This is a genomic window from Thalassotalea mangrovi (genome assembly GCF_005116735.1).
GTDB classification, from domain to species: domain Bacteria; phylum Pseudomonadota; class Gammaproteobacteria; order Enterobacterales; family Alteromonadaceae; genus Thalassotalea_A; species Thalassotalea_A mangrovi.
Genome location: NZ_SWDB01000001.1, coordinates 69,377 through 92,398, shown reverse-complemented (window position 1 = coordinate 92,398; position 23,022 = coordinate 69,377). Strand labels below are relative to the sequence as shown.

Below are 23,022 nucleotides of genomic sequence, written 5' to 3'. Positions count from 1 at the left end.
TAAATATTACCCGAAACGTTTATTGTCCGGGCGATTTAATCTAGTGAACGTCACGCCAGTATTCTTTCTTCAGCAGGTAGCTGAGAATAAACAGAATCACCAGGAATCCCATGACCCAGTAACCCAGGCGCTTACGCTCAACCTTACCAGGTTCACCGGTGTACTCGAGGAAGTTGGCAAGATCGCGGATCATTTTGTCATACTCTGCCGGAGTCATCGTGCCTTCCTGAACTAATACCAGGTCGTCGGTGGACAGTGCACGTTGTTCTTTGGCCGGTTTTTGCAGCATCGCTTTCGCTTCATCAGTCAACTCCTGTACACCCTGCAGGTTTTGAAAGACGTGCGGCATACCAACGTCTTTAAACACGACATTGTTAACGCCGAACGGACGCTCCGGATCGACGTAGAAACCACGCAGATAGGTGTATATCCAGTCTGCACCGCCTTTACGGGCACGAGCAACCAGGGTCAGGTCTGGTGGCGCAGCACCAAACCAGGCCGCCGCTTCCGCCGCTGGCATGGTATTAGTGATGTGATCACCAGGCTTCTCACCGGTGTACATCAGGGTAGCAACACCTTCTTTCTCATCGATACCTAAGTCGGCAAACATACGATTGTATCGCTGGTACTTGAGAGAGTGACATCCTAAACAATTATTCATAAAAGTCTCAGCGCCACTGCGCAGCGAGGCTTTATCAGTCAGGTCATTATTGGCTTTGTCTAATGGCGCCGAGGCACCGGCTGCAATAGCCAGGGCCGGAAACATACAAAGCAGGGTAACGAGAACTTTTTTCATTATTAAGACATCCTTTCCGGAACTGGCTTGGTATCTTCGTTTTTCGAGTAGAACCAAAGCGCAATAAAGAAACCAAAATATCCCAGTGTTGCGATACGACCAATCAGGTTCGCTAGATCCGAAGCAGGCATGGTTCCCAAAATACCCAGGATAACAAAGCAGATGGCAAACTGGGTCAGGTTCAGTAAGTGCCACTTACTACGGTAGCGAATTGAACGCACGGTGCCACGATCGAACCAAGGCAGCGCAAACAGCATACCGATAGCGGCGAACATCCCCAGCATACCCAGTAATTTATCCGGAATTACACGCAGGATGGTGTAGAAAGGACCAAAGTACCAAACCGGAACAATGTGCTCAGGCGTCTTCAGGGCATTTGCCGGTTCAAAGTTAGGTGCTTCGAGGAAGTACCCGCCACCTTCCGGTGCAAAGAACATAACCCAACAGAACAGTAACAGGAAGCCAACCACACCCATGATGTCTTTTACAGAGTAGTACGGGTGGAATGGTACCGCGTCGACGATGTCATACTTCTTGGTATAGCTTTCGTGATACTTAAACGGACTTTGCTCGGATTCAGGAATACTGCCTTTCGGCTTCTTAATATCGGTACCTTCCGGATTGTTAGAGCCAACTTCATGCAGAGCAAGAATGTGCAGGAATACCAACACAACTAATACCAGTGGCAGGGCTATAACGTGTAGGGCAAAGAAACGGTTCAAGGTAGCACCGGAAATTACGTAGTCACCTCGAATCCAGGTGGTTAAATCATCACCGATGACCGGAATCGCACCAAACAGGGAGATAATTACCTGTGCGCCCCAGTACGACATGTTACCCCAAGGTAATAAGTAACCCATGAACGCTTCAGCCATCAATACTAAGAAGATCAGCATACCGAAGATCCATAGCAGTTCACGAGGTTTTTGGTAAGAACCATACATCAGGCCACGGAACATATGCAGGTAAACAACGATAAAGAACGCAGAAGCACCGGTAGAGTGCATGTAACGCAACAACCAACCGTAATCAACATCACGCATGATGTACTCAACGGAGGCAAATGCGCCGTCACCGGAAGGTTCGTAGTTCATCGTTAACCAGATACCAGTAACAATTTGGTTAACCAGTACTAACATGGCTAAGGAACCAAAGAAGTACCAGAAGTTAAAGTTTTTAGGAGCCGGATACTGACCAACGTGTTTGTTCCACGCTTCAGTAACAGGCAAACGCTTGTCAATCCAAGCCATAAAGTTTTCGAACATTATGCATCTCCCTTACCAACACCGATAATCAAGGTGTTGTCATCTAAGAATGAATGTTCAGGAACCACTAGGTTTAATGGTGCCGGTACACCGGAGAACACCCGGCCAGCCATGTCAAATTTGGAACCATGACACGGACAGAAGAAACCGTAATCAACGCCTTCAACCTGCTCAGCAAAATCACCTTTTCGGTATGTTGGCGCACAACCCAGGTGAGTACAAACCCCTTCCGCTACCAGATACTCTGGTTTAATGGAGCGATATTGGTTCTGCGCATAAGCTGGTTGCTGCGCTTCATTGGATTGCGGGTCATTGAGCTGGTCTTCATGACCACCTAGCGCATCAATGACATCCTGGCTACGACGTACAATGTAAATCGGCTTACCGCGATAGTTTGTACGAACCAACTGGCCAGTAGCAATTTTACTGATATTAACTTCCACAGGGGCACCGGCAGCTTTCGCTTTTGCGCTCGGATTCCAGGAAGCAATGAAAGGCACAGCTGCACCAACAACACCTGCTCCGCCCACTACCGAAGTAGCGACAGTCAGAAAGCGTCGACGGCCGTTATTCACGGGCGCATTGCTCATTCCATCTCTCCATTATTAATTAGACAATATATTAAAAGTTTGCTCCCTGAATGTGGCGAGAAAAGGAACAACGCGAACATCAATTCAGAGATAAAAAAATTTTGCCTATGATAATGAAATAGCCTTATTTTTACAAGGTAAAACAATCAGCACAGCCGCTAAGCCGCAAAAAAAGTATGGGATTAAAAATCGATTAGGAAGCGAGTGTTAAAGCGTTCGGATAAGTTTTAATCGAATGTGCACAAGCGAAGGTTTTAAACGGGGTATTTCAGGGCTAGATACCTTGGCTCACGAAATGCCGGGATATCGGGAAGGTAAGATCTCAAAAATGTAAAAAGATTTACGGAATGTCGGATTATCAGGGAGGTATATCTCGACAATGTAAAGGGATTTACGGAATGTCGAGATATCATGGATGGCTAAATCTCGACAATGTAAAGGGATTTACGGAATGTCGAGATATCATGGATGGCTAAATCTCGACTAAGCACGTCCATGTGCAAAAACCCTCACTAACACCATCCATGGCTCGTGAGGATAAATACATCCATGTATAAAAAAAGCCGGCATAGCCGGCTTTTTTCCAATCGATAAGTAAAATTAACGTTTTGAGAATTGAGGACGTTTACGCGCTTTGTGTAAACCAACTTTCTTACGTTCAACTTTACGAGCATCACGAGTAACGAATCCAGCTTTACGCAGGTCACTACGCAAACTTTCGTCGAATTGCATCAGTGCACGAGTGATACCGTGACGGATTGCACCAGCCTGGCCAGAAATACCACCACCAACAACAGTGATGTTCAGGTCAAACTTCTCGATCATGTCAACTAACTCAAGTGGCTGACGAACAACCATACGAGCCGTTTCACGACCAAAATACTCAGAGATGTCTTTCTTGTTAATAGTGATGGTACCGTTACCAGCTTTCAAGAACACACGAGCAGTAGAGCTCTTGCGACGACCAGTACCGTAATATTGATTATCAGCCATTGCTTAAAGCTCCAAAACTTTAGGTTGTTGTGCCGCATGCTTGTGCTCAGGACCAGCATACACTTTTAATTTACGATACATGTCACGGCCTAGTGGACCTTTTGGTAACATGCCCTTTACTGCAAACTCAATTGCACGCTCAGGCGCTTTCTCAATTAGCTTTTCAAAGCTAATTTGCTTCAAACCACCTGGGAATTCAGTGTGCGAGTAGTAAATTTTACCTTTCGCTTTGTTACCAGTTACATGAACCTTCTCAGCGTTAACGACAACGATGTAATCGCCGGTGTCAGCGTGAGGAGTATATTCTGGCTTGTGCTTACCACGTAAACGACGAGCAATCTCAGTAGCGATACGACCTAAAGTTTTACCTTCAGCGTCCACTACAAACCATTCGCGTTGAACGCTCTCTGGCTTAGCTACAAAAGTTTTCATTAAAAAACCCATATTTAAAAAAGTTACATTAAAAAGCAGAAATTATCTGCCGGTTAATAAAGACTACGCTATTACCCCTTCGAGTATCGAGTCTGATGCCTGAAAACAGGCGTTGTAACGTTGGGAGCCGCGAATTATAGAGAAATTTATCGAAAAGATCACGTATAAATTTCAAACAAATGGAAAAAAAGCGGCTTTAAGCGGTAAGCGACAGGCTGTAAGAGGTAAGTTACCAACAACCTGCAGCTTGTCGCCTGCCGCTTGTAGCTTCGGAAATGACGAAAGCTACGGTAAATGCTCCGCCGCCAGATAATCCAGTGACTGCATTTCTTGTAAACGGCTCAGGCAGCGTTTAAATTCAAAATTGAGGCTCCCCTCACCGTATAGTTCATCCATTGTCGCTTCGGCGGAGATAATCAATTTCACCTTACGCTCATAAAATTCATCCACCAGGGCGATAAACCGACGGGCGGCATCATCATTAGCCTGCCCCATCACTTTCACGTCAGCAACAATGACGGTTTGATACAGTCGGGAAAGTTCCATGTAGTCGGCCTGGCTCCGCGCCGTTTCACATAACTCGTGAAAACTAAAATGTACCACACCGTCTGCTTCTTCAATGGTAGTTAACGCCCGATTGTTTATCTCAATGACTTTCCCCACCTGCCCCGGCTCTGGAGCCAATTGCTGAAAATACTGCGCCAGGCTGGTTTTAGCGTTATCGTTTAACGGGTAATGGTAGAGGTTGGCCTGCTGCAGGGTTCGCAGCCGGTAATCAACACCGCTATCGACATTCACCACCTCGGTGTGCTCGTTAATTAAGGCAATTGCCGGTAAAAACCGTGCCCGCTGCAAGCCATTGCGGTACAGCTCATCGGGAATGATATTCGATGTAGCGACCAGGGTGACGTTGTTAGCAAACAGATATTCGAATAACCTGCCGAGAATCATCGCATCGGTAATGTCAGAGACAAAAAACTCATCGAAACAAATGATTCGGGTTTGCGAGGCAAACTTGTCGGCAATGATTTTCAATGGATCCGCCTGTCCAGATAACTCTTTCATCTCCTGATGCACCCGATGCATAAAACGATGAAAATGCACCCGCATTTTATTTTCGAACGGCAGGCAATCGTAAAAAGTATCCACCAGGTAGGTCTTGCCACGGCCAACACCGCCCCAAAAGTACAAACCTTTGACCGGGACTGATGACGATTTTTGGTAGACCTTTTTCCAACCGGACCAGATTTTTTTAAATCCACGAACCGCGATCGGCTGTACCATCAAATCATCGTACAGACGTTGCAGGTGGCGAATCGCATTTTCCTGGGCTGCATCATGAGCAAAATCAGGTCGTTGTATATCCTGTTGGTATTTTTGTATCGGCGTAAGCTTTAGCATAATCAGTTTCTAAGCTGGTGTTACCAGCCTGGCAAAGTCAAATTGTTAATGTACTGAAGTTCAATTGCGGCTATTATAAAAGAATACAATAACAAGTGGCATAGTTGTTTTCATCATGTTCTGCCACACGACCTCTCGCTATTATAAGGGTAAAATATGGATATCATTATTTCGCTAAGTATCTTTGTCGCAGGTTTAGTTATCGGCATCGTTGCCACGCGTTTATTGTCCACAGCAAATCAGGAAAATCAGCGCCTTGAAAAAGAAGTAGCTGAAAGCCGTTCATCATTTAAAACCTATCAACAGGATGTCGCTGCGCATCTGCAAAGTTCGATGGATCTGCTGGCGCAGATGAATGATGCTTGCAATAGCGCCATGCTGCAAATGGAAAAAAGTACTGAGTTACTAAATAAGGTCAATCAGGAAACCAACGGCATGCCGTTTTTTGGTGCGGAAACCGAAGCGCAACTGCAAGCCATGGCAAAAATGCAACGTCGTAAGAAAAACCCGGAAAACCTTACTGAGCCACCACGCGATTATTCTGCGGATCCGAGTGGCTTGTTTGACAAATAAAAACAATTCGTTACATTTAGGTTCGGCTTGATTTGGAACTTTAAATCAAGCCCGGAGTCTTTATCTGAACAAGGGGTTCCAGTCTGTCAGTGCCAACATTGCCACATAAGTCTGATTGGATATTACTCACTACCCTTGAGTTTTACTTATTAACACAAATATAACTAAGTAGCAGGATGAATCACTCTCATCTGATACGGCATTTTTGTAAGTTTGCAGTAAATTTTGGAGTCTCTAAACCTATGAAAAAACTCTCTTCTATTACGTCAATGGCACTGATTGTCGGCACCCTGGCATTGTCAGCCCCAAGCGGTTACGCCGCCTTACCACAATTCTTCGAAGATGAACCTATGCCGAGCCTGGCACCCATGCTGGAAACAACGACACCAGCCGTGGTCAGTATTTCCGTCGCCGGTACCCAGGAAGTGCAACAGCAAATCCCCGATGCGTTTAAATTTTTCTTTGGTCAGCGACGAGGTCAACAACCCCAGGAACGACCATTTCGCGGGCTCGGCTCCGGGGTAATCATCGATGCCGATAAAGGTTATATCGTCACCAATAATCACGTGGTGGATGAAGCCGATGAAATACAGGTGAACCTGAAAGACGGTCGTCAGTTTGAAGCTAAAAAAATTGGCAGCGATGCAGAAAGCGACATTGCCTTATTGCAAATCAAAGCCGACGATCTAACTGAAATTAAAATCGCCGATTCCGATAACATTCGTGTTGGAGATTTCGCGGTGGCCATCGGTAGTCCTTTCGGTCTCGGACAAACCGTCACCTCAGGCATCGTTTCAGCCCTTGGTCGCAGCGGCCTTAACATCGAAAATTTCGAAGATTTTATTCAGACCGATGCGGCCATAAACTCCGGTAATTCAGGCGGTGCCCTGGTTAACCTGAAAGGAGAACTGATCGGCATCAATACCGCTATTCTCGGACCAAACGGTGGTAATGTTGGAATCGGCTTCGCCATCCCTTCCAATATGATGCGTAACCTTACCAATCAAATCATCGAGTTTGGTGAAGTTCGCCGAGGCGTACTTGGGGTAACCGGAAACAGTATTAATGCCGAATTAGCAAAAGCGATGGACCTGGATACCAACCAGGGCGGTTTCATCAGCCAGGTGGCGCCCGATTCTGCAGCCGACGAAGCCGGCATTAAAGCAGGCGATATTATTATCGCGGTAAACGGTAAAAAAGTGAAAACCTTTAACGAACTGCGCGGTAAAATTGGCTCCATCGGCGCCGGAAAGGAAGTCGAACTTACCCTGTTAAGAGACGGTCGCCAAAAAGACGTAACCGCTAAGCTAAAACCAGCTTCAGACGCCAACATAGCGGCGGCTAACCTGCACCCTATGCTACAAGGTGCCCAGTTTAGCAGTGCCGACAATAATCAGGGCGTTAAAGTGACCGAATTAGAGGCAAACTCCCGGGCACAGGCAATTGGCTTGCGAAAAGGTGACACCATCATTGGCGTGAACCGTAAAAAAGTTGATAACCTTGCTCAGTTGCGCGGTGCACTGGAAGGAGTGAAAGGGGTTATTGCCCTAAATGTAATTCGTGGCAATACCGAGTTATACCTAATGATTCGTTAACCCCGACAGACACCACAATAAGGCTGGCTGAGTATAACCACTTAGCTGGCCTTACTATTTTTAACAGAGCACTGACACTGTCTGGCTAAAATGCTACTCTGTAGTTTATACCAATAACAACTCACTGAAATCTTTTGAAAATCGTACCTGCACTTACATATATTCTGCGTGCAACCAGTTATGGATTGCTGGCCGCCGTTGTTCTGCTGATCCTGGTGCCAGATCTTCGTTCAGGCAGTTCCTCCTCTTTTAATATTTTCAAACCGGTAAATGAAAAACCGGAACCTGTATCTTTTGCCAGTGCCGTTGCCAAAGCCGCGCCGGCGGTAGTAAATATTTATAGTGAGAGTATTGAAACAAACCCTAGGTATCGGAGCCGCTCATTACAGCGGATTAAACTCGGTTCCGGGGTCATCATGGATAGCCGCGGTTATATTCTCACCAATTATCACGTTGTTCTGAACGCAGATTTAATTACGGTGGTATTGCAAAACCAAACCGAGTTAACCGCGGAAGTAATCGGCAGTGACGAGTTAACCGACTTAGCTGTATTAAAAGTACAGGCAAACAACCTTCCGGTCATCCCCACCGACGATAACCTGACGCCATTTGTCGGTGATGTAGTTTTAGCTATCGGCAACCCTTTAAATCTTGGACAAACCATTACTCAGGGGATCATATCCGCCACCGGTCGGAGTGGCCTTAGCAGCACCAGTTATCGAGAGTTTTTGCAAATGGATGCAGCAATCAATGATGGTAATTCCGGCGGCGCTCTGGTCAATTCCAATGGCGATTTGGTAGGTATTACCACGGCACAGTTTAAACGGTTAAATCCGCAACTGAATATCCAGGGGATCTTTTTCGCCATTCCTTACAAACTTGCCAAAAAGGTGATGCTGGAGCTAATCAGTAATGGCCGGGTGGTAAGAGGCTGGCTGGGGATCAGTTCACAGCGCTATAACTATCAGCTTAAAGGTTTCGTTATCGATGGCATCACCACGGGAAGCCCTGCTCACCTGGCTGGATTACAAGTCGATGATGTAGTTTATAAAATAAATGAACAGAGCATCAGCAGTATTAACCAGGCTTTGGATATTGTTGCCGAAACGCGCCCGGGTACAACCCTTAACTTTGCTGTAATTCGTGATAAGAAAGCAATACAGGTACCGGTCAGGATCGTTGAGCTGGAACGCTGATAACAACTCAGCGTTTTACATCATTAGATCAACAGGCACAAAAAAAGGCGCTACCATGCGCCTTTTTATCATTAACGACTGCTTACTTATCAAAGCGCGTAATGTCAGCACCCAGTTTTTGCAGCTTATCTTCGATATGCTGATAGCCACGATCAATGTGGTAAATACGATCAACTATGGTTTCACCTTGCGCCACCAAACCAGCAATAACCAGACTGGCAGAGGCTCTTAAATCAGTAGCCATTACCTGTGCACCGGTTAAGGTATCGACACCAACCGATATCGCCGTATTGCCTTCCAATTTCATGTCTGCGCCCATGCGCTGTAACTCCGGAACATGCATAAAGCGGTTCTCAAATATCGTTTCAGTAGTCGTAGCGGTGCCTTCAGCAATGGCATTTAAAGTCACAAACTGGGCCTGCATATCGGTAGGAAACGCCGGATGTGGTGCCGTACGGATATTCACCGCTTTGGGACGCTGAGTCATTTCCAGTTCTATCCAGTCGCCACCATAGGTAACATTAGCACCGGCTTCCTGAAGTTTGGCGATCACCGCCTCCAGGGCGCCTGGGTCCGTGTTTAAACAGCGGATTTTACCGCCAGTCACCGCAGCCGCGACCAAAAAGGTACCAGTCTCGATGCGATCCGGCATCACCGGATAATCAGCACCTTTCAATGACTCGACCCCTTCAATGGTTAAAGTATCACTACCAGCGCCGGACACTTTTGCCCCCATCAAATTCAGGAAATTGGCCAGATCGACAATTTCCGGTTCACGGGCGGCATTTTCAATCACCGTTGTTCCTTCGGCTAACGCCGCTGCCATCATCAGGTTCTCGGTTCCAGTAACGCTCACCGCGTCCATGAATATAGTGGCACCCTGCAGACGTCCTTCCTTACGAGCAATGATGTAGCCGTTTTCAACGCTAATATCCGCACCCATCGCTTTCAGGCCCTGAATATGCAGGTCAACCGGGCGTGCACCAATAGCACAACCACCAGGCAAAGAAACTTCTGCGTGACCAAAGCGAGCCAGCAAGGGTCCTAACACCAAAATCGAAGCGCGCATGGTTTTCACTAACTCATACGGAGCCAGACAGTTATTTATGGCGCTGGCATCGATCGCAACCGTGTTTTCTGACGTCCAGTCAACGGTCGCCCCCAGTTCAGCCAGAAGCTTTAAAGTTGTGCTGATGTCATTTAAGCGAGGTACATTGCTCACCTGCAGCGGAGATTCGGCCAGAATGGTGGCAAATAAGATGGGTAAAGCGGCGTTTTTCGCCCCTGAAATGGTAACGTCCCCATGTAATTCGTTACCACTGTGAATTCGAAATGCTTGCACGTGTTAAATCTTCTTTCGGTTAAACTATGAAGGCAGTATAAATTTCTTTTCCCGTTGCCACTGGCTGTTGGTAAAAGTTTTAATACTTACGGCGTGAATGTGGCCTTGATTAATGGCCTCAGTCAGGGGGGCATAGACGGTTTGCTGTTTCTTGACCCGGCTCATGTCTGCAAAACTATCAGCCACAGCAATAATACTGCATTGCGAACCGTCAAACGTCACATGCAATTCATCCAGGTTTAGAGCATCATTTAAAATCTTTTCGATATCGGCGGCTTGCACTGTCCTTCTCCAATATTAATTTTCTGTGATCGGCAATAGCTGCTCGACGCGACTTAGTCTGGCGAGTTTAACTAATTCCGCAGGGGGATTGGAATAGCTAATTTCAATTTGTTTCTTGCTCGCCAGTTCAGTCAGCGCCAATAACCAACCAAGACCCGCCGTATCAACCTTCTTTAAGGCTTTAAGATCAACGCCTTGCCGGTTTGACGCCAGAATTGACAGAAAGTTTCGCTGTTGCTTACCAATAATCGATTTTCTGGTCAGCTCGCCCGTTAACTGCACATTTTCTGCATCTAAGCGTTCAATGTTGAGCATCGCTGCCGTCATTACTGTTCAATTCCTATTTCCTGCTTCGCTTCTTCACTGCCATTTTTCTTAAAGACAATGTCGCGCTCACTTTTTTCGCGCAGCATTTCGGTGACTTTTGGAACCCCATTCTGGGCCAGAATGCTGCGTAGCTCTTTCTGCTTGGCATCAAGCAGGCTAACCCCTTCAGCAACCAGGTCAAACGCCTGCCACTCATTGGTTTTGGTATTTTTTCTGACTTTGAACTTGAGATCGATTGGCGGGCGTTGATCATCAATGACATTAACGCCAACCATCACGATTTTTTCTTTATCAAAATCCCGTGCCGGCTCAAACTCAATTTTCTGATTATCATACAGGGTAAAAACCTGCGCATAAGAAGTGATTAAATATTCACGAAATGCAACCACGAACTCTTTCAATTCGTCGGAGCTTGCATCTTTACGATAACTACCAAGAACCTTAAGCGCCGCATACTGATAAAAGATGTAAGGCATTAACTCTTCGCGGACAATATCCTTTAACAGGTTTGGGTTAGCTTTAATGGCTTTTTCTTCAACAGCAAAACGATCAAAAGTAATTTGCGATACTTGCTGAATCATCCGGTAAGGGTCTTGGTTATCAACTTCCTCAGCCGTAGCGTTGACTCCCACGAACAATAAACACAAACATGCAATTTTTTTAACAATAGTTCTCATAATTTCCTCTTAGTCGTCACTTCCCTGACTGAATAAAAACTGCCCAATCATCTCTTCTAATACCAAAGCAGACTTGGTATCTTCGATATAATCGCCGGGTTGTAATATACCAATGCCCAGGTCTTCGTCGATAAAACCAGGTTCCAGACCAAGATATTGTTCACCCAACAGACCAGCGGTCAGTATCGACAATGACGAAGATTCGGAGAAGCCTTCATACTGTGAATAAATACTCAGGGTCACGACAGGCATAAAATCATCCTGATCGAGGGCGATTTTTTCCACTCGACCGACAATAACACCACCGACCTTAATCGGCGAACGCACCTTCAATCCACCGATGTTATCGAATTTAGCATACAGATTATACGCCTGACCATTACCCTGGATGCCGGCATCAGCAACCTTTAGAGCCAACATTAGTATCGCAGCAATACCAATTGCAACGAATACCCCTACCATAAGTTCTACTTTCTTTGACACCATGTCAATTCACCAATTCCTCAAAATCAGACCGGCATGCGACGATATAATCGTGATGCGGCCTAGTTAGTAAACATAAGTGCGGTTAAGATAAAATCCAGCCCCAGTACCAATAGCGATGACTGCACGACAGTCGCGGTCGTTGCCCGGCTGATTCCTTCTGACGTTGGAACACAGTCATATCCTTTATATACGGCGATCCAGGTTACAACAAATGCAAACACCACGGACTTGATAACACCGTTCAGGATATCCTCTTTCAGATCGACTTGTGCCTGCATCACCGACCAGAATGTGCCACTATCTACACCCAGCCAGTCAACCCCCACCAGGTGTGCTCCTAAAATGCCAACCGCCGAAAATATCGCAGCCAGCAAAGGTAAACTGATAAAGCCTGCCCAGAACCGCGGCGCAATCACCTGACGCAGGGGGTCTACGGCCATCATTTCCAGGGAGCTTAATTGTTCCGTGGCTTTCATCAAACCAATTTCAGCGGTTAATGCTGAACCTGCCCGGCCGGCAAATAATAGCGCCGCTACCACCGGTCCGAGTTCGCGTAACAGTGATAATGCCACCATGGGCCCAAGGCTTGCCTCGGCACCATAACCAACCAGAATGGTATATCCCTGCAACGCCAGCACCATGCCAATAAAGGTGCCAGACACGAGAATGATAATAAGAGATAAAACGCCAACGGAATAAAGTTGATTCAGTAACAACGGCATGCCTTTACGAGGTGAAGGCCAGTGTAGCAATGAAGATAATAACATCATTACCGCTCGTCCAAGACCAGCGATAAGGGTGATGGTATTATGTCCCAAATTCTGAATGTTCGTTAGCATTACGACTTCCCTAGCAGTTGTTCTGCATAGGGCTTAGATGGAAAATGAAACGGTACCGGACCATCATCCTCTCCCTTGATAAACTGCTGCACCAGTGGCGATTTTTGATTACGTATTTCGTCAGTGGTCCCCTGACCAATAATTTTTCGCTCGGCGATGATGTAGATATAGTCGGCAATACTCATCACTTCATTAACATCGTGCGACACGACAACAGACGTCAAACCCAAGGCATCATTTAAATCGCGGATCAGGCGCACAATTACGCCCATCGAGATAGGATCCTGGCCGGCAAAGGGTTCATCGTACATGATAAGTTCCGGATCCAGGGCGATAGCGCGTGCTAATGCCGCCCGTCGAGCCATACCGCCAGAAAGCTCGGACGGTTTAAGGTGCATTGCCCCCCGCAGGCCAACAACCTCAAGCTTCATCATCACCATTTTGGCAATAATATCTTCGGGAAGTTTACTGTGTTCACGAATCGGAAATGCAACATTGTCAAACACTGACATATCGGTAAACAGCGCCCCGGATTGAAACAACATGCTCATCCGCTTACGCAATTCGTAGAGTTCGTTACGGGAAAGTTGATTGATATCCTGACCGGCAATTTCGATATTACCCTGATCAGGCTTGAGCTGACCGCCAATCAGCTTAAGCAAGGTGGTTTTCCCTATGCCACTTGGCCCCATAATGGCCGTTACTTTGCCTTTGGGAATGGAGAGATTGATGCCATCATAAATACAGCGCTCTTCCCGATAAAAAGACAAGTTATTGATAGTTACCAGATTTTCCGTCATAAGGTATTGAGATATATTCTCATTATCAGTTATTTTCGCATCAGCGATTCTACCTGAGCTAGGGATTGGATGCAGCTATAATTCGTAATAAATTGTTAATAACTTAGTTCGAAAAAATAGAATATATCCGCATTTGCCCCGATATTTTATTGCAAGCTTTCGACACGAACTCACATATATTACCTTCATATCGCAACTCATCTTTGCCTTGGTATATATCCCGTACCCCTTTAAAAGTGCACCCCGATGCGCCAAATCACAGCATCGCCATAATCGTCAACGCCAAGCTTATTGGAAAAGTAACGATACTGCAGGCCAACATAAATATAGCGGTTGATATCGTACCACAGCCCAAGGGCACCATTGAGACCGACATCGCCGTTCTGATAGTCGGCATATTCGGCATTGCGGATAAATTCAACCTCATTCCAGTTGGTCAGCATAAATTGACTTGATCCCAGAGTAAACACCCTGCCCAGGTTCCAACCCAGCATAAGGCCATTAAACCCGGATATATTTTTGCCGAAAGGATCGTTAAACGGCGAGGTGACGTGATGCAGGCCTAAAAACGGTTTAAACCAGAAGTCTTTTTGTTGCCATCCCAGGTAGCCAAAGCCGAGTACCCGATTTTGTTCATCAACGAAGCCCCCAGACTCCGAATAATCATAGACCTGGCCATAAACGCTGATATCGGAGCCAACGCGATAATGAGCACTGGCTTTAAAGGCCTGGGATCTTACAGTTGCTGACTTATCAAGCTTTTCTGCTTCCATAAATCCATAGGCTTCTCCCCAGTCAAAGGTTACTCCAGCTTCGATGCCCCAGGTTACATGATCATCCCTATCTTCACTGACATCGATGCCGTTATAGCCTTGGGTTCCCTGATTCCATGACAGGTAATCGATATAGGTATTAGCAAAACCATACTGAAAATCGGCAGTACTGTGGAAGCTGCACAGCAAACAGATAACAAACGTAATGAATCTAAGCATGTCATACCTTATGTTGAGTGAATTAACATGCGTTTTTCGGGTACAACACGCATATAACTATATTAGAGCATGTTGACCTCTGCCGAACGAAATTTGTTCAATAATCGCCAATTATCGGTCTAATCATTTAGTCTAGAAACAAGAAAACTGTATCAAACGTACCATTGAATTCTACGAACAGCGTTTGTTTTGAATCTGGCCTGCGATTTTTCTCTTTACCGTACAGTGAGTACGCTAAAGAGAAAAATCCTTGTCCATATCCCAAACAACTCGCTGCAAAATTGCCCCCCAAAGATCAACACGCTCGAGCCATAAATTGCCGTGCTGCCTGTTGGCGGGTTCGGTTATTGAAGAAAAATCAATCAGATTGGAGATCAGAGGATTATTTTTCCGATTATCTGCACGCCAGGACTTTTCATTTTGACTTGGACAAGCGACAATTTAAGCAGCGAATATGGAGTCCTGAATGTTCACCGAAATACTAATACTAATTACTTCCCTAATCCTGCTGGTATGGAGTGCTGACAAGTTTGTCTTTGGCGCCGCTTCACTGGCACGAAATCTTGGTATCGCACCAATGATAATTGGTCTGACGATTGTTGCCATGGGCTCATCGGCGCCGGAAATGGTCGTGGCAGCCACCGCTGCATTGCAGGGAGCTCCGGACACGGCAATCGGTAATGCGATTGGTTCTAATATTACCAATATCGCTCTGGTGCTTGGTATTACTGCGATCTGCAAGCCATTGGTTGTCTCTTCATCAACCTTGAAGCGTGAGTTACCGATATTACTGCTGGTCACCTTTATCGCCAGTTTTATGCTCTATAACCTACAGTTAAGTTTTATTGAAGGCTTGGTCCTGCTTATCGGGTTTATTGTTTTTATTACCGTATTGCTAGTGGTGTCAATGCGTCAGAGTAAAGAAGAACAGGCGCTCGACCCAATGCTGGCAGAATCCGTCGCCGAGGTTCCCCAAGATGTAAAGACATCGGCGGCAACCCTGTGGTTGCTGGTGGGTATGATCCTGTTGCCGTTAAGCGCTAACTATCTGGTTGACTCAGCAACCGTCATCGCCAGGCAGTTTGGTGTCAGTGACCTGGTCATCGGCCTGACCATCATCGCTATTGGCACCAGCCTGCCAGAGCTTGCAGCCAGCGTCGTTAGCATCGTCAAAAAAGAAGATGATCTGGCCCTGGGAAATATTATCGGCTCGAATATTTTTAATATTCTGGCAGTACTGGCCATTCCTGGCTTATTGGCGCCAGGGGCGGTTGATGCCCAGGTAGCAAGTCGGGATGTGCCCTTTATGATGGCCATCACCCTGTTATTACTAATCTTATGTTTCAGTTGGCGTGGCAAGTTCAATATCGGCCGCACCAAAGGTGTCGTCTTATTTGCCTGCTTTGTTTTCTATCAATATTTGATTTTCAGCCAAATGGCATAGAGAATAAGGCGAGCAAGGAATATATATGAATGGTTTTCAAGACTTTAAAGCGTTAGCCAAACAGGTTATCGATATCGAGCAGCAGGCGATCGCCAACCTGGCGCAATATATCGACGACCATTTCGTTGCCGCCTGCGAAATGATTTTTGCGACAACCGGACGGGTGATTGTGATTGGCATGGGCAAATCCGGACATATCGGCGGTAAAATTGCCGCGACCCTCGCCAGCACCGGAACTCCAGCGTTTTTTGTTCACCCGGGTGAAGCCAGTCATGGTGATTTAGGCATGATTACCAGTAGCGATGTGGTACTGGCGATTTCCAATTCCGGTCAGACCGATGAAGTTCTCGCCATTATGCCGGTGTTGAAACGTATCGGCTGTCAGATAATTTCCATGACTTCCGATGAGCATTCAACACTAGCGAAACTGGCTGATGTTCATATCTGTATTGCCGTGCAACAGGAAGCCTGTCCATTAGGGTTGGCACCAACTTCGAGCACCACCGCTACGCTGGTGATGGGAGATGCTATCGCCGTCGCCCTGTTAAATGCCAGGGGCTTTAGTGCCGATGATTTCGCCCTGTCGCACCCAGGAGGAAGCCTTGGACGACGCCTGCTACTGCGCCTCGGTGATATTATGCATAGTGACGAGCGTTTACCGGTAGTCACTGGCAATGCGAGTATCAAAGATGCTTTGTTAGAAATGTCAGCGAAAGGATTAGGAATGACCGCTGTCGTGGATGCAGATGGTGTCCTGACGGGATTATTTACCGACGGCGATTTGCGCCGTTTATTTGACTCAGAAGTCGACATTAAACAGGGTTTGATCGGAGCGGTAATGACCCGAGATCCTATCGTTGCCCATGCAGAAATGTTAGCTGCCGAAGCCTTAAAATTAATGGAAGATAAAAGCATTAATGGCCTGATTATTGTCGACCAACAACACCGGCCCGTCGGGGCGATGAATATGCATGATATTTTAAAAGCGGGAGTACTGTAACCATGTCATCAACAAAAACACAGACGTTATATGGTCCAGTCGATTCAGAAATACTAGAAATCGCCAGCAAGATTAAACTGCTGGTGTGTGATGTCGATGGCGTATTTTCCGATGGTCGAATTTATCTCGGTAATGACGGTGAAGAACTGAAAACCTTCAATACCAAAGATGGGTTTGGCGTAAAAGCCGTGCAAAAAGCCGGTGTCGAAGTGGCGGTCATTACCGGGCGACGTTCTAATATCGTCCATAACCGCATGACTGCCCTTGGTGTTGCTCACCTGGTGCAGGGGGAAGAAGACAAACTCCCGGCCATGCAACGCATTATGGCCGAATGCCGGGTGTCTTTGGATGAGGTGGCATTTATCGGTGATGATGTACCTGATTTGCCTTGCATTCAGCGTGTCGCTCTTGGGGTTGCAGTTCAAGACGCTCACCCTTTGGTGCTTCGGGATGCCAATTACACCACGTTTTTGCCCGGTGGACATGGCGCCGTCAGGGAGTTATGTGACCTGATTATGCAAGCGAAAGGAGTAACGGCGTCGGTAATAGGAAAAAGTCAATGACCCGACTGCATACCATTTCCACTGTAATCTTTGCCGTAGCACTTGCTATTTACGGGTATATTCAATGGCAAAATGCCAATACGCTGGATGCATTAATGGCAACGGATGAAGAATTACCGGAATTTATTGCCAGTGATTTACGTACCAGTCGTTTTGATGCCGATGGCAATCTGACTCACACCATTTATGCCCAGCAGATGCAGCATTATGCGGACAGTGAAGAAACCTTGTTTCAGTATCCTTCTTACACCTTATATCCCAATGATGGCACGACACCTTGGAATATTTCCGCAAATAACGGTAAGTTAATTGCCAATCGCGAGCTTATCTTAGAGCGCAGGGTCAGGGCCGTGGCGGAACAACAGGATAACTTTATTTCCGAAATTCATTCAAAAGCGTTACAGTTAGACCTGATTAACAACACCATTAGCTCAGAGCAAACCATCATGATCAAAGGACGTGATTTTACCATGTATGGGTCTGGGCTTTTTGTCGATATCGACACCACTAAGATGACGATAAATGAGCATGTACAAACCATCTATAAAACTCAATAGCCGCAGCTGGCCACTACTTTTTACCCTATTGGCATTTGCACCATTGAGTCAGGCGGCGCAATCCGATTTTGATCAGGAAGTGGTCATTCAGGCAAAACGCCAGGCAACCGATTTAAAAAATAAAGTTGCCAGTTACCTGGATGACGTGAAAATCACTCAGGGTACCCTGACGATGACCGCCGATGTGGTTCGGGTAGTCAATGATCCTGCCACCGAAAGCAAAAGCTATCAGGCGAAAGGTAATCCGGCAAAATTCAGTCAACGCCTGGATGATGGCAAACTGATTGAAATACAGGCGAAAGAAATCACCTATACACCCGCCAATAACACCTTGCAGATCAAAGGTGATGCCAGGGTAAGTCAGGAAGGTAGTATGGTTCGTGGCGACATCATCACCTACAACATGCTGACCGAACAACTCACTGCGGAGAGTCTGGACGATACCGTAACCACGATTTTACAGCCGGAAAAAAAGCAAGCAAAAGACACCGAAGCCAAGCAACCGGAAAAACAACAGCAACAAAACGAGCAGGAAAAGGAGCAGTAACTTGGCAACCCGACTTGAGGCCCGGAATCTGGCCAAATCTTATAAAAACCGCAAAGTGGTCAAAGATGTCAGCCTTGCCGTTAATGCAGGACAAATCGTCGGCTTGCTTGGTCCAAACGGTGCCGGAAAGACCACCTCGTTTTATATGATTGTAGGTCTGGTTCCAAGTGATGCTGGCTCAGTAAGCCTCGACGACCTGGATCTGACATTGCTTCCTATGCATGAGCGCGCCCGCCAGGGCATCGGTTATCTGCCGCAGGAAGCCTCGATCTTTCGCAAATTATCGGTGCGTGACAATATTATGGCCATTTTGCAAACCCGCAAAGATCTTGATAATCGCGGCCGTGAAGAAAAACTGGAGAGCCTGGTTGAAGAATTTAATATCGGCCATATCGTCGAAAATACCGGGCAAAGTTTATCAGGCGGTGAACGACGCCGGGTTGAAATCGCCCGTGCGTTAGCCGCCGATCCGCACTTTATCCTGCTCGATGAGCCCTTTGCCGGCGTTGACCCAATCTCAGTTTCAGATATCAAAAAAATCATTTTGCATCTTAAACAACGGGGAATTGGCGTGCTGATTACAGATCACAACGTCCGTGAAACTCTCGATGTCTGTGAACACGCTTATATCGTCAGTAAGGGCGAATTAATTGCTGAAGGCAATGCCGAACAGGTATTGAGTAACCAGCAGGTACGTGATGTATATCTAGGTGAGAAATTCACGCTATAGTTAAATACGGAAGACACAACTTTTGATAACGGGAAGTAAATAAACTCAGATGCGACCAAGTCTTCAGCTCCGGATGGGGCAACACCTGACCATGACACCGCAACTGCAACAGGCGATTAAGCTTTTGCAGTTGTCGACGCTTGATTTACAACAGGAAATTCAGGAAGCTCTGGACAGTAATCCGTTACTGGAAATTGATGATCCCAGCCTAAATGGCGACTCAGATGAGGGCGCCAGCAATAACCTTGATGCCCTGGAACAGCAAGGCAGCAATAGTTCCGCCGACAGTTCTCGTGATGAACTTTCCACCAGTGAAGCGTTGAAAACCGATAATATTCCTGAAGAATTATCGACCGATTCAAGTTGGGAAGACTCCTACAGCGCTTCCGTCTCCTCCGGCTCCGGCCAGCTGGCCGATGAAAATTACCAATTCCAGGGAGAAACCAAAGACTCAATTCAGGATCACCTGTTGTGGCAAATGGAACTCACCCCGTTTACCGATACCGACAAATCTATCGCCATCGCGATCATTGATGCGATTGATGATAAAGGCTACCTCACCATTAGCTGCGAGGAAGTTCTGGAAAGCCTGGGCAATGATGAGGTCGAACTGGATGAAGTGGAAGCTGTGCTCAAACGTATCAATATGTTTGACCCGGTCGGCGTCGGTGCTCGCTCCATTGCCGAATGCCTGCTCATTCAATTGAACCAGTTTGCCAAAGACACACCTTTGCTTGGTGAAGCCAAGCAATTGATACTCAACCACATAGATTTGCTGGCCATTCGAGATTTCCGGCAAATCATGCGTAAAACCAAGCTCAAAGAAGCGCAGCTGAAAGAAGTCATGCGCCTGATCCATTCCCTGAATCCGCGCCCCGGCGATGTTATTAACGAGAGCGATGATCAATATGTGATCCCCGATGTCAGCGTCTTTAAGAAAGGCGGACGTTGGGTAGTTGAACTAAATGCGGACAGTGCACCAAAGTTGTCTATCAATAGCCAGTATGCGGCTTTGGCTCGTTCTTCATCGACCAGTGACAGCCAGTTTATTCGCTCCCACCTGCAGGAAGCAAAATGGTTTATCAAAAGCCTGGAAAGCCGCAATGATACCTTGTTGAAAGTGTCTAATTGTATTGTTCAGCAACAACAGGCATTTTTCGAATATGGTCCGGAAGCGATGCGCCCGATGGTGCTCAATGATATTGCCGAAGCTGTTGATATGCATGAGTCGACTATTTCCCGGGTAACAACGCAAAAATATATGCATACTCCGCGCGGTATCTTTGAATTGAAATACTTTTTCTCCAGCCACGTCAGTACTGACAATGGCGGAGAATGTTCATCCACTGCTATACGGGCACTGATCAAGAAAATGGTGGATGCCGAAATACCAAGTAAGCCACTTAGCGATAGTAAAATTGCCGATCTACTGGCCGACCAGGGCATTAATGTTGCTCGTCGTACTATTGCCAAATACCGGGAATCATTGGCTATCCCGCCCTCCAACCAGAGGAAAAGCTTACTTTAACAGCCAACATTCTGAGGAGCCGAAAATGCAAATTAATTTGTCAGGTCATCATGTTGAAATTACGGACTCTCTAAAGGGATTTGTTGACAGTAAATTTGAAAAATTATCACGACATTTTGATCACATAAATAATGTTTATGTGGTGCTGACCGTCGAAAAACTTCAACAGATTGCTGAAGCTACTGTAAACCTTAACGGTGGTGAAATACACGCTTCTTCAGAACACCAGGACATGTATGCAGCGATAGACGGCCTGATCGACAAACTCGATCGCCAGGTAATCAAGCATAAAGAGAAAATATCCCAACATTAACTAACATGCATCAATGAAATTAGAACAATTATTATCCCCGGACTGCACGGTTTGTGCAGTACCGGGAACCAGTAAAAAGGGTGTGCTACAACAAATTAGTCGAATCGCGGCCAATGCGTTCAAAACTGCCAAAGAAAAAGAATTACTCAATGCCCTGATCGCCCGGGAAAAACTTTCCAGTACCGGAATCGGCAAGGGTATTGCTATTCCCCACGGACGGTTGCTTGATTCACAGCAAATCATCGCCGTATTAATCACCACTGAAACCCCGGTTTCCTTTGATGCTATTGATGATCAGCCAGTCGATATTTTTTTCGCCTTGTTTGTCCCGGAAGATCACTGTCACCAACATTTACAGACCCTGGCGGCAATCGCCGCTTTTCTCGGCGACAAAGATAACGCCAGACGCCTACGTAAATGCACCAATTCCAAACAGTTATTTGAACTGGCAACCAATCAGCTGGATTAGGGGCGAGGATGAAATTATTAATTGTCAGTGGCCGCTCTGGTTCCGGTAAATCGGTGGCATTACGGGTACTTGAAGATCTGGGCTATTATTGTGTCGACAATATTCCGGTTAACCTGCTACCAGCTCTGACTCACACCGTAATCAATGATTATGACAAGGTAGCGGTATCGCTGGACGTTCGTAACTTACCGAACAACCCAGATGATGCCCGGGAAATTATCAATTACCTGCCTAACTCGGTCGAGTTGAATGTGATGTATCTGGATGCGGACGATGACGAGCTTATCCGACGTTATAGTGAAACACGGCGGCTGCACCCTCTGATCAGGAAAGACATGGCGCTTGACCAGGCAATCGAATTGGAAAAGACGTTACTGGAGCCGGTTGCTGAACGCACCGATTTGTATATCGATACCTCCATGCTAACACCACACCAGCTCGCCGACATAGTACGTGAGCGGGTACTCGGTTCGAAGACCGGTAATATGGTCATTGTTTTTGAATCATTTGGTTTTAAACATGGTGTACCGAGTAATGCCGATTTCGTCTTTGACGCGCGTTTCTTACCAAACCCGTTTTGGGAGCAGGAACTTAAAAACAAGAATGGCACCGACCAGGAAGTTGCCGATTTTTTTGCTAGCCAACCAATAGTTACTAAGTTTATCTGGCAGATCAACAGCTTTCTGATGACCTGGTTACCGCACCTGGAGCGTAATAATCGTACTTACCTGACCATCGCGATTGGCTGCACTGGTGGCCAGCATCGCAGTGTTTACATTGCCGAGACATTAGCGCGACACTTCGATAAACAGGAAAATGAAGTCAAAGTTCGTCACCGGGAGCTGACCGATAAATGACGGTAGTACAACGGCGCGTAACCATCACGAATAAACTCGGGCTACACGCCCGGGCGGCAACTAAACTGGCTAAGCTGACTCAGCAATTCAGTGCCTCCATTCACCTGCAGCTGGACGACAAGCATGCCAATGCCGACTCGATCATGGCGCTGATGTTACTTACCGGTAGCCAGGGTAAGGAGGTACTGGTCTCTGCCGAGGGTGAAGATGCAAGGCTGGCGCTGGAGGCCGTATGCCAGTTGTTCAGTAATCGTTTTGACGAGCCAGAATAACATCGGCTGGCGAATGCGTGTTCGAATAAGCCGATAAAATAGCTGAACATTTGCAGCACATACGATAAACTTGCCAATATTACATTAATAAATTCTTACAGTTATTGTCACAACACCTTAAGTTGCCCGACCCGCTAACTGTAACCGCCAACGCTC

28 protein-coding genes are annotated in these 23,022 nt (G+C 46.5%); 14 read left to right on the top strand and 14 right to left on the bottom strand.

Going from position 1 to position 23,022, the window contains the following annotated elements; genetic code table 11:
• Positions 1-40: 40 nt before the first annotated feature.
• The 6 genes from E8M12_RS00445 to zapE all read right to left on the bottom strand — a co-directional run bounded on the left by E8M12_RS00445 (position 41) and on the right by zapE (position 5,477).
• Positions 41-796 carry a cytochrome c1 gene (locus E8M12_RS00445; protein WP_136734101.1) on the bottom strand — a complete coding sequence of 252 codons (756 nt, stop codon included), beginning with the start codon at positions 794-796 and terminating at the stop codon, positions 41-43.
• Between the two features lie 2 nt (positions 797-798).
• Positions 799-2,061 (bottom strand): cytochrome b, encoded by a 1,263-nt coding sequence (locus E8M12_RS00440; protein ID WP_136734100.1) that lies wholly within the window; start codon positions 2,059-2,061, stop codon positions 799-801.
• The gene (gene petA, locus E8M12_RS00435) at positions 2,061-2,651 is read right to left on the bottom strand and encodes a ubiquinol-cytochrome c reductase iron-sulfur subunit (RefSeq protein ID WP_136734099.1); all 591 of its coding nucleotides are present in this window, start codon (positions 2,649-2,651) and stop codon (positions 2,061-2,063) included. Before petA ends, E8M12_RS00440 begins: the two co-directional genes overlap by 1 nt.
• Positions 2,652-3,251: 600 nt before the next feature.
• Positions 3,252-3,644, bottom strand: coding sequence for a 30S ribosomal protein S9 (rpsI, locus tag E8M12_RS00430; RefSeq protein WP_136734098.1), 393 nt, complete (start codon positions 3,642-3,644; stop codon positions 3,252-3,254).
• 3 nt (positions 3,645-3,647) lie between these two features.
• Positions 3,648-4,076: a 50S ribosomal protein L13 gene (gene rplM / locus E8M12_RS00425; RefSeq protein WP_136734097.1), complete on the bottom strand. Its 429-nt coding sequence runs from the start codon at positions 4,074-4,076 to the stop codon at positions 3,648-3,650.
• A gap of 285 nt (positions 4,077-4,361) precedes the next feature.
• The gene (gene zapE, locus E8M12_RS00420; protein WP_136734096.1) at positions 4,362-5,477 is read right to left on the bottom strand and encodes a cell division protein ZapE; all 1,116 of its coding nucleotides are present in this window, start codon (positions 5,475-5,477) and stop codon (positions 4,362-4,364) included.
• Between the two features lie 156 nt (positions 5,478-5,633).
• On the opposite strand from zapE, the gene E8M12_RS00415 reads away from it, so the two are divergent.
• The 3 genes from E8M12_RS00415 (at position 5,634) to E8M12_RS00405 (ending at position 8,841) form a co-directional block, all read left to right on the top strand.
• Positions 5,634-6,050, top strand: a complete 417-nt coding sequence (locus E8M12_RS00415) for a Z-ring associated ZapG family protein (RefSeq protein ID WP_136734095.1) — start codon at positions 5,634-5,636, stop codon at positions 6,048-6,050.
• A 242-nt stretch (positions 6,051-6,292) separates the two neighbouring features.
• Positions 6,293-7,645: a Do family serine endopeptidase gene (locus E8M12_RS00410; protein WP_136734094.1), complete on the top strand. Its 1,353-nt coding sequence runs from the start codon at positions 6,293-6,295 to the stop codon at positions 7,643-7,645.
• A gap of 134 nt (positions 7,646-7,779) precedes the next feature.
• Positions 7,780-8,841, top strand: a complete 1,062-nt coding sequence (locus tag E8M12_RS00405; RefSeq protein WP_136734093.1) for a trypsin-like peptidase domain-containing protein — start codon at positions 7,780-7,782, stop codon at positions 8,839-8,841.
• Positions 8,842-8,923: 82 nt separating this feature from the next.
• Here the strand turns inward: E8M12_RS00405 and murA are convergent, their stop codons facing one another.
• From murA to E8M12_RS00365, 8 genes are all read right to left on the bottom strand, one after another.
• Positions 8,924-10,183 carry a UDP-N-acetylglucosamine 1-carboxyvinyltransferase gene (murA, locus tag E8M12_RS00400; RefSeq protein ID WP_136734092.1) on the bottom strand — a complete coding sequence of 420 codons (1,260 nt, stop codon included), beginning with the start codon at positions 10,181-10,183 and terminating at the stop codon, positions 8,924-8,926.
• A gap of 24 nt (positions 10,184-10,207) precedes the next feature.
• Positions 10,208-10,465 carry a BolA family protein gene (locus tag E8M12_RS00395; RefSeq protein ID WP_136734091.1) on the bottom strand — a complete coding sequence of 86 codons (258 nt, stop codon included), beginning with the start codon at positions 10,463-10,465 and terminating at the stop codon, positions 10,208-10,210.
• Positions 10,466-10,480: 15 nt separating this feature from the next.
• On the bottom strand, positions 10,481-10,792 hold the full coding sequence (locus tag E8M12_RS00390; protein WP_136734090.1) for an STAS domain-containing protein: 312 nt from the start codon (positions 10,790-10,792) through the stop codon (positions 10,481-10,483).
• Positions 10,792-11,469, bottom strand: coding sequence for an ABC transporter substrate-binding protein (locus E8M12_RS00385; protein WP_136734089.1), 678 nt, complete (start codon positions 11,467-11,469; stop codon positions 10,792-10,794). Before E8M12_RS00385 ends, E8M12_RS00390 begins: the two co-directional genes overlap by 1 nt.
• A 9-nt stretch (positions 11,470-11,478) precedes the next feature.
• Complete coding sequence (gene mlaD, locus E8M12_RS00380; RefSeq protein WP_136734088.1) at positions 11,479-11,955, bottom strand: outer membrane lipid asymmetry maintenance protein MlaD; 477 nt, start codon at positions 11,953-11,955, stop codon at positions 11,479-11,481.
• Positions 11,956-12,014: 59 nt separating this feature from the next.
• Entirely contained in the window at positions 12,015-12,794 is a 780-nt protein-coding gene (mlaE, locus tag E8M12_RS00375; RefSeq protein ID WP_136734087.1) for a lipid asymmetry maintenance ABC transporter permease subunit MlaE, read from the bottom strand.
• Complete coding sequence (locus tag E8M12_RS00370; protein ID WP_136734086.1) at positions 12,794-13,594, bottom strand: ATP-binding cassette domain-containing protein; 801 nt, start codon at positions 13,592-13,594, stop codon at positions 12,794-12,796. Before E8M12_RS00370 ends, mlaE begins: the two co-directional genes overlap by 1 nt.
• Before the next feature lie 230 nt (positions 13,595-13,824).
• Complete coding sequence (locus tag E8M12_RS00365) at positions 13,825-14,586, bottom strand: outer membrane protein OmpK (RefSeq protein ID WP_136734085.1); 762 nt, start codon at positions 14,584-14,586, stop codon at positions 13,825-13,827.
• 466 nt (positions 14,587-15,052) lie between these two features.
• Here E8M12_RS00365 and E8M12_RS00360 point away from each other — a divergent pair, with 466 nt between their 5' ends.
• The 11 genes from E8M12_RS00360 to E8M12_RS00310 are packed head-to-tail and all read left to right on the top strand — an operon-like array spanning position 15,053 to position 22,866.
• The gene (locus E8M12_RS00360; protein ID WP_136734084.1) at positions 15,053-16,030 is read left to right on the top strand and encodes a calcium/sodium antiporter; all 978 of its coding nucleotides are present in this window, start codon (positions 15,053-15,055) and stop codon (positions 16,028-16,030) included.
• Positions 16,031-16,055: 25 nt separating this feature from the next.
• The gene (locus E8M12_RS00355; protein WP_136734083.1) at positions 16,056-17,030 is read left to right on the top strand and encodes a KpsF/GutQ family sugar-phosphate isomerase; all 975 of its coding nucleotides are present in this window, start codon (positions 16,056-16,058) and stop codon (positions 17,028-17,030) included.
• Between the two features lie 2 nt (positions 17,031-17,032).
• A complete protein-coding gene (gene kdsC / locus E8M12_RS00350; RefSeq protein ID WP_136734082.1) occupies positions 17,033-17,593 on the top strand; it encodes a 3-deoxy-manno-octulosonate-8-phosphatase KdsC in 561 nt (186 codons plus the stop codon).
• Complete coding sequence (lptC, locus tag E8M12_RS00345) at positions 17,590-18,150, top strand: LPS export ABC transporter periplasmic protein LptC (RefSeq protein WP_136734081.1); 561 nt, start codon at positions 17,590-17,592, stop codon at positions 18,148-18,150. Before kdsC ends, lptC begins: the two co-directional genes overlap by 4 nt.
• A complete protein-coding gene (lptA, locus tag E8M12_RS00340; protein ID WP_169302992.1) occupies positions 18,122-18,697 on the top strand; it encodes a lipopolysaccharide transport periplasmic protein LptA in 576 nt (191 codons plus the stop codon). The genes lptC and lptA overlap by 29 nt, the downstream gene beginning before the upstream one ends.
• A 1-nt stretch (position 18,698) precedes the next feature.
• Complete coding sequence (lptB, locus tag E8M12_RS00335) at positions 18,699-19,427, top strand: LPS export ABC transporter ATP-binding protein (RefSeq protein WP_136734079.1); 729 nt, start codon at positions 18,699-18,701, stop codon at positions 19,425-19,427.
• Positions 19,428-19,476: 49 nt separating this feature from the next.
• Entirely contained in the window at positions 19,477-20,955 is a 1,479-nt protein-coding gene (locus E8M12_RS00330) for an RNA polymerase factor sigma-54 (RefSeq protein ID WP_136734078.1), read from the top strand.
• A gap of 25 nt (positions 20,956-20,980) precedes the next feature.
• On the top strand, positions 20,981-21,268 hold the full coding sequence (gene hpf, locus E8M12_RS00325) for a ribosome hibernation promoting factor (protein WP_136734077.1): 288 nt from the start codon (positions 20,981-20,983) through the stop codon (positions 21,266-21,268).
• Positions 21,269-21,281: 13 nt separating this feature from the next.
• Positions 21,282-21,737: a PTS IIA-like nitrogen regulatory protein PtsN gene (ptsN, locus tag E8M12_RS00320; RefSeq protein ID WP_136734076.1), complete on the top strand. Its 456-nt coding sequence runs from the start codon at positions 21,282-21,284 to the stop codon at positions 21,735-21,737.
• Positions 21,738-21,745: 8 nt separating this feature from the next.
• Positions 21,746-22,594: an RNase adapter RapZ gene (gene rapZ / locus E8M12_RS00315; RefSeq protein WP_136734075.1), complete on the top strand. Its 849-nt coding sequence runs from the start codon at positions 21,746-21,748 to the stop codon at positions 22,592-22,594.
• On the top strand, positions 22,591-22,866 hold the full coding sequence (locus E8M12_RS00310) for an HPr family phosphocarrier protein (protein WP_136734074.1): 276 nt from the start codon (positions 22,591-22,593) through the stop codon (positions 22,864-22,866). Before rapZ ends, E8M12_RS00310 begins: the two co-directional genes overlap by 4 nt.
• The last annotated feature ends 156 nt before the right edge of the window (positions 22,867-23,022 follow it).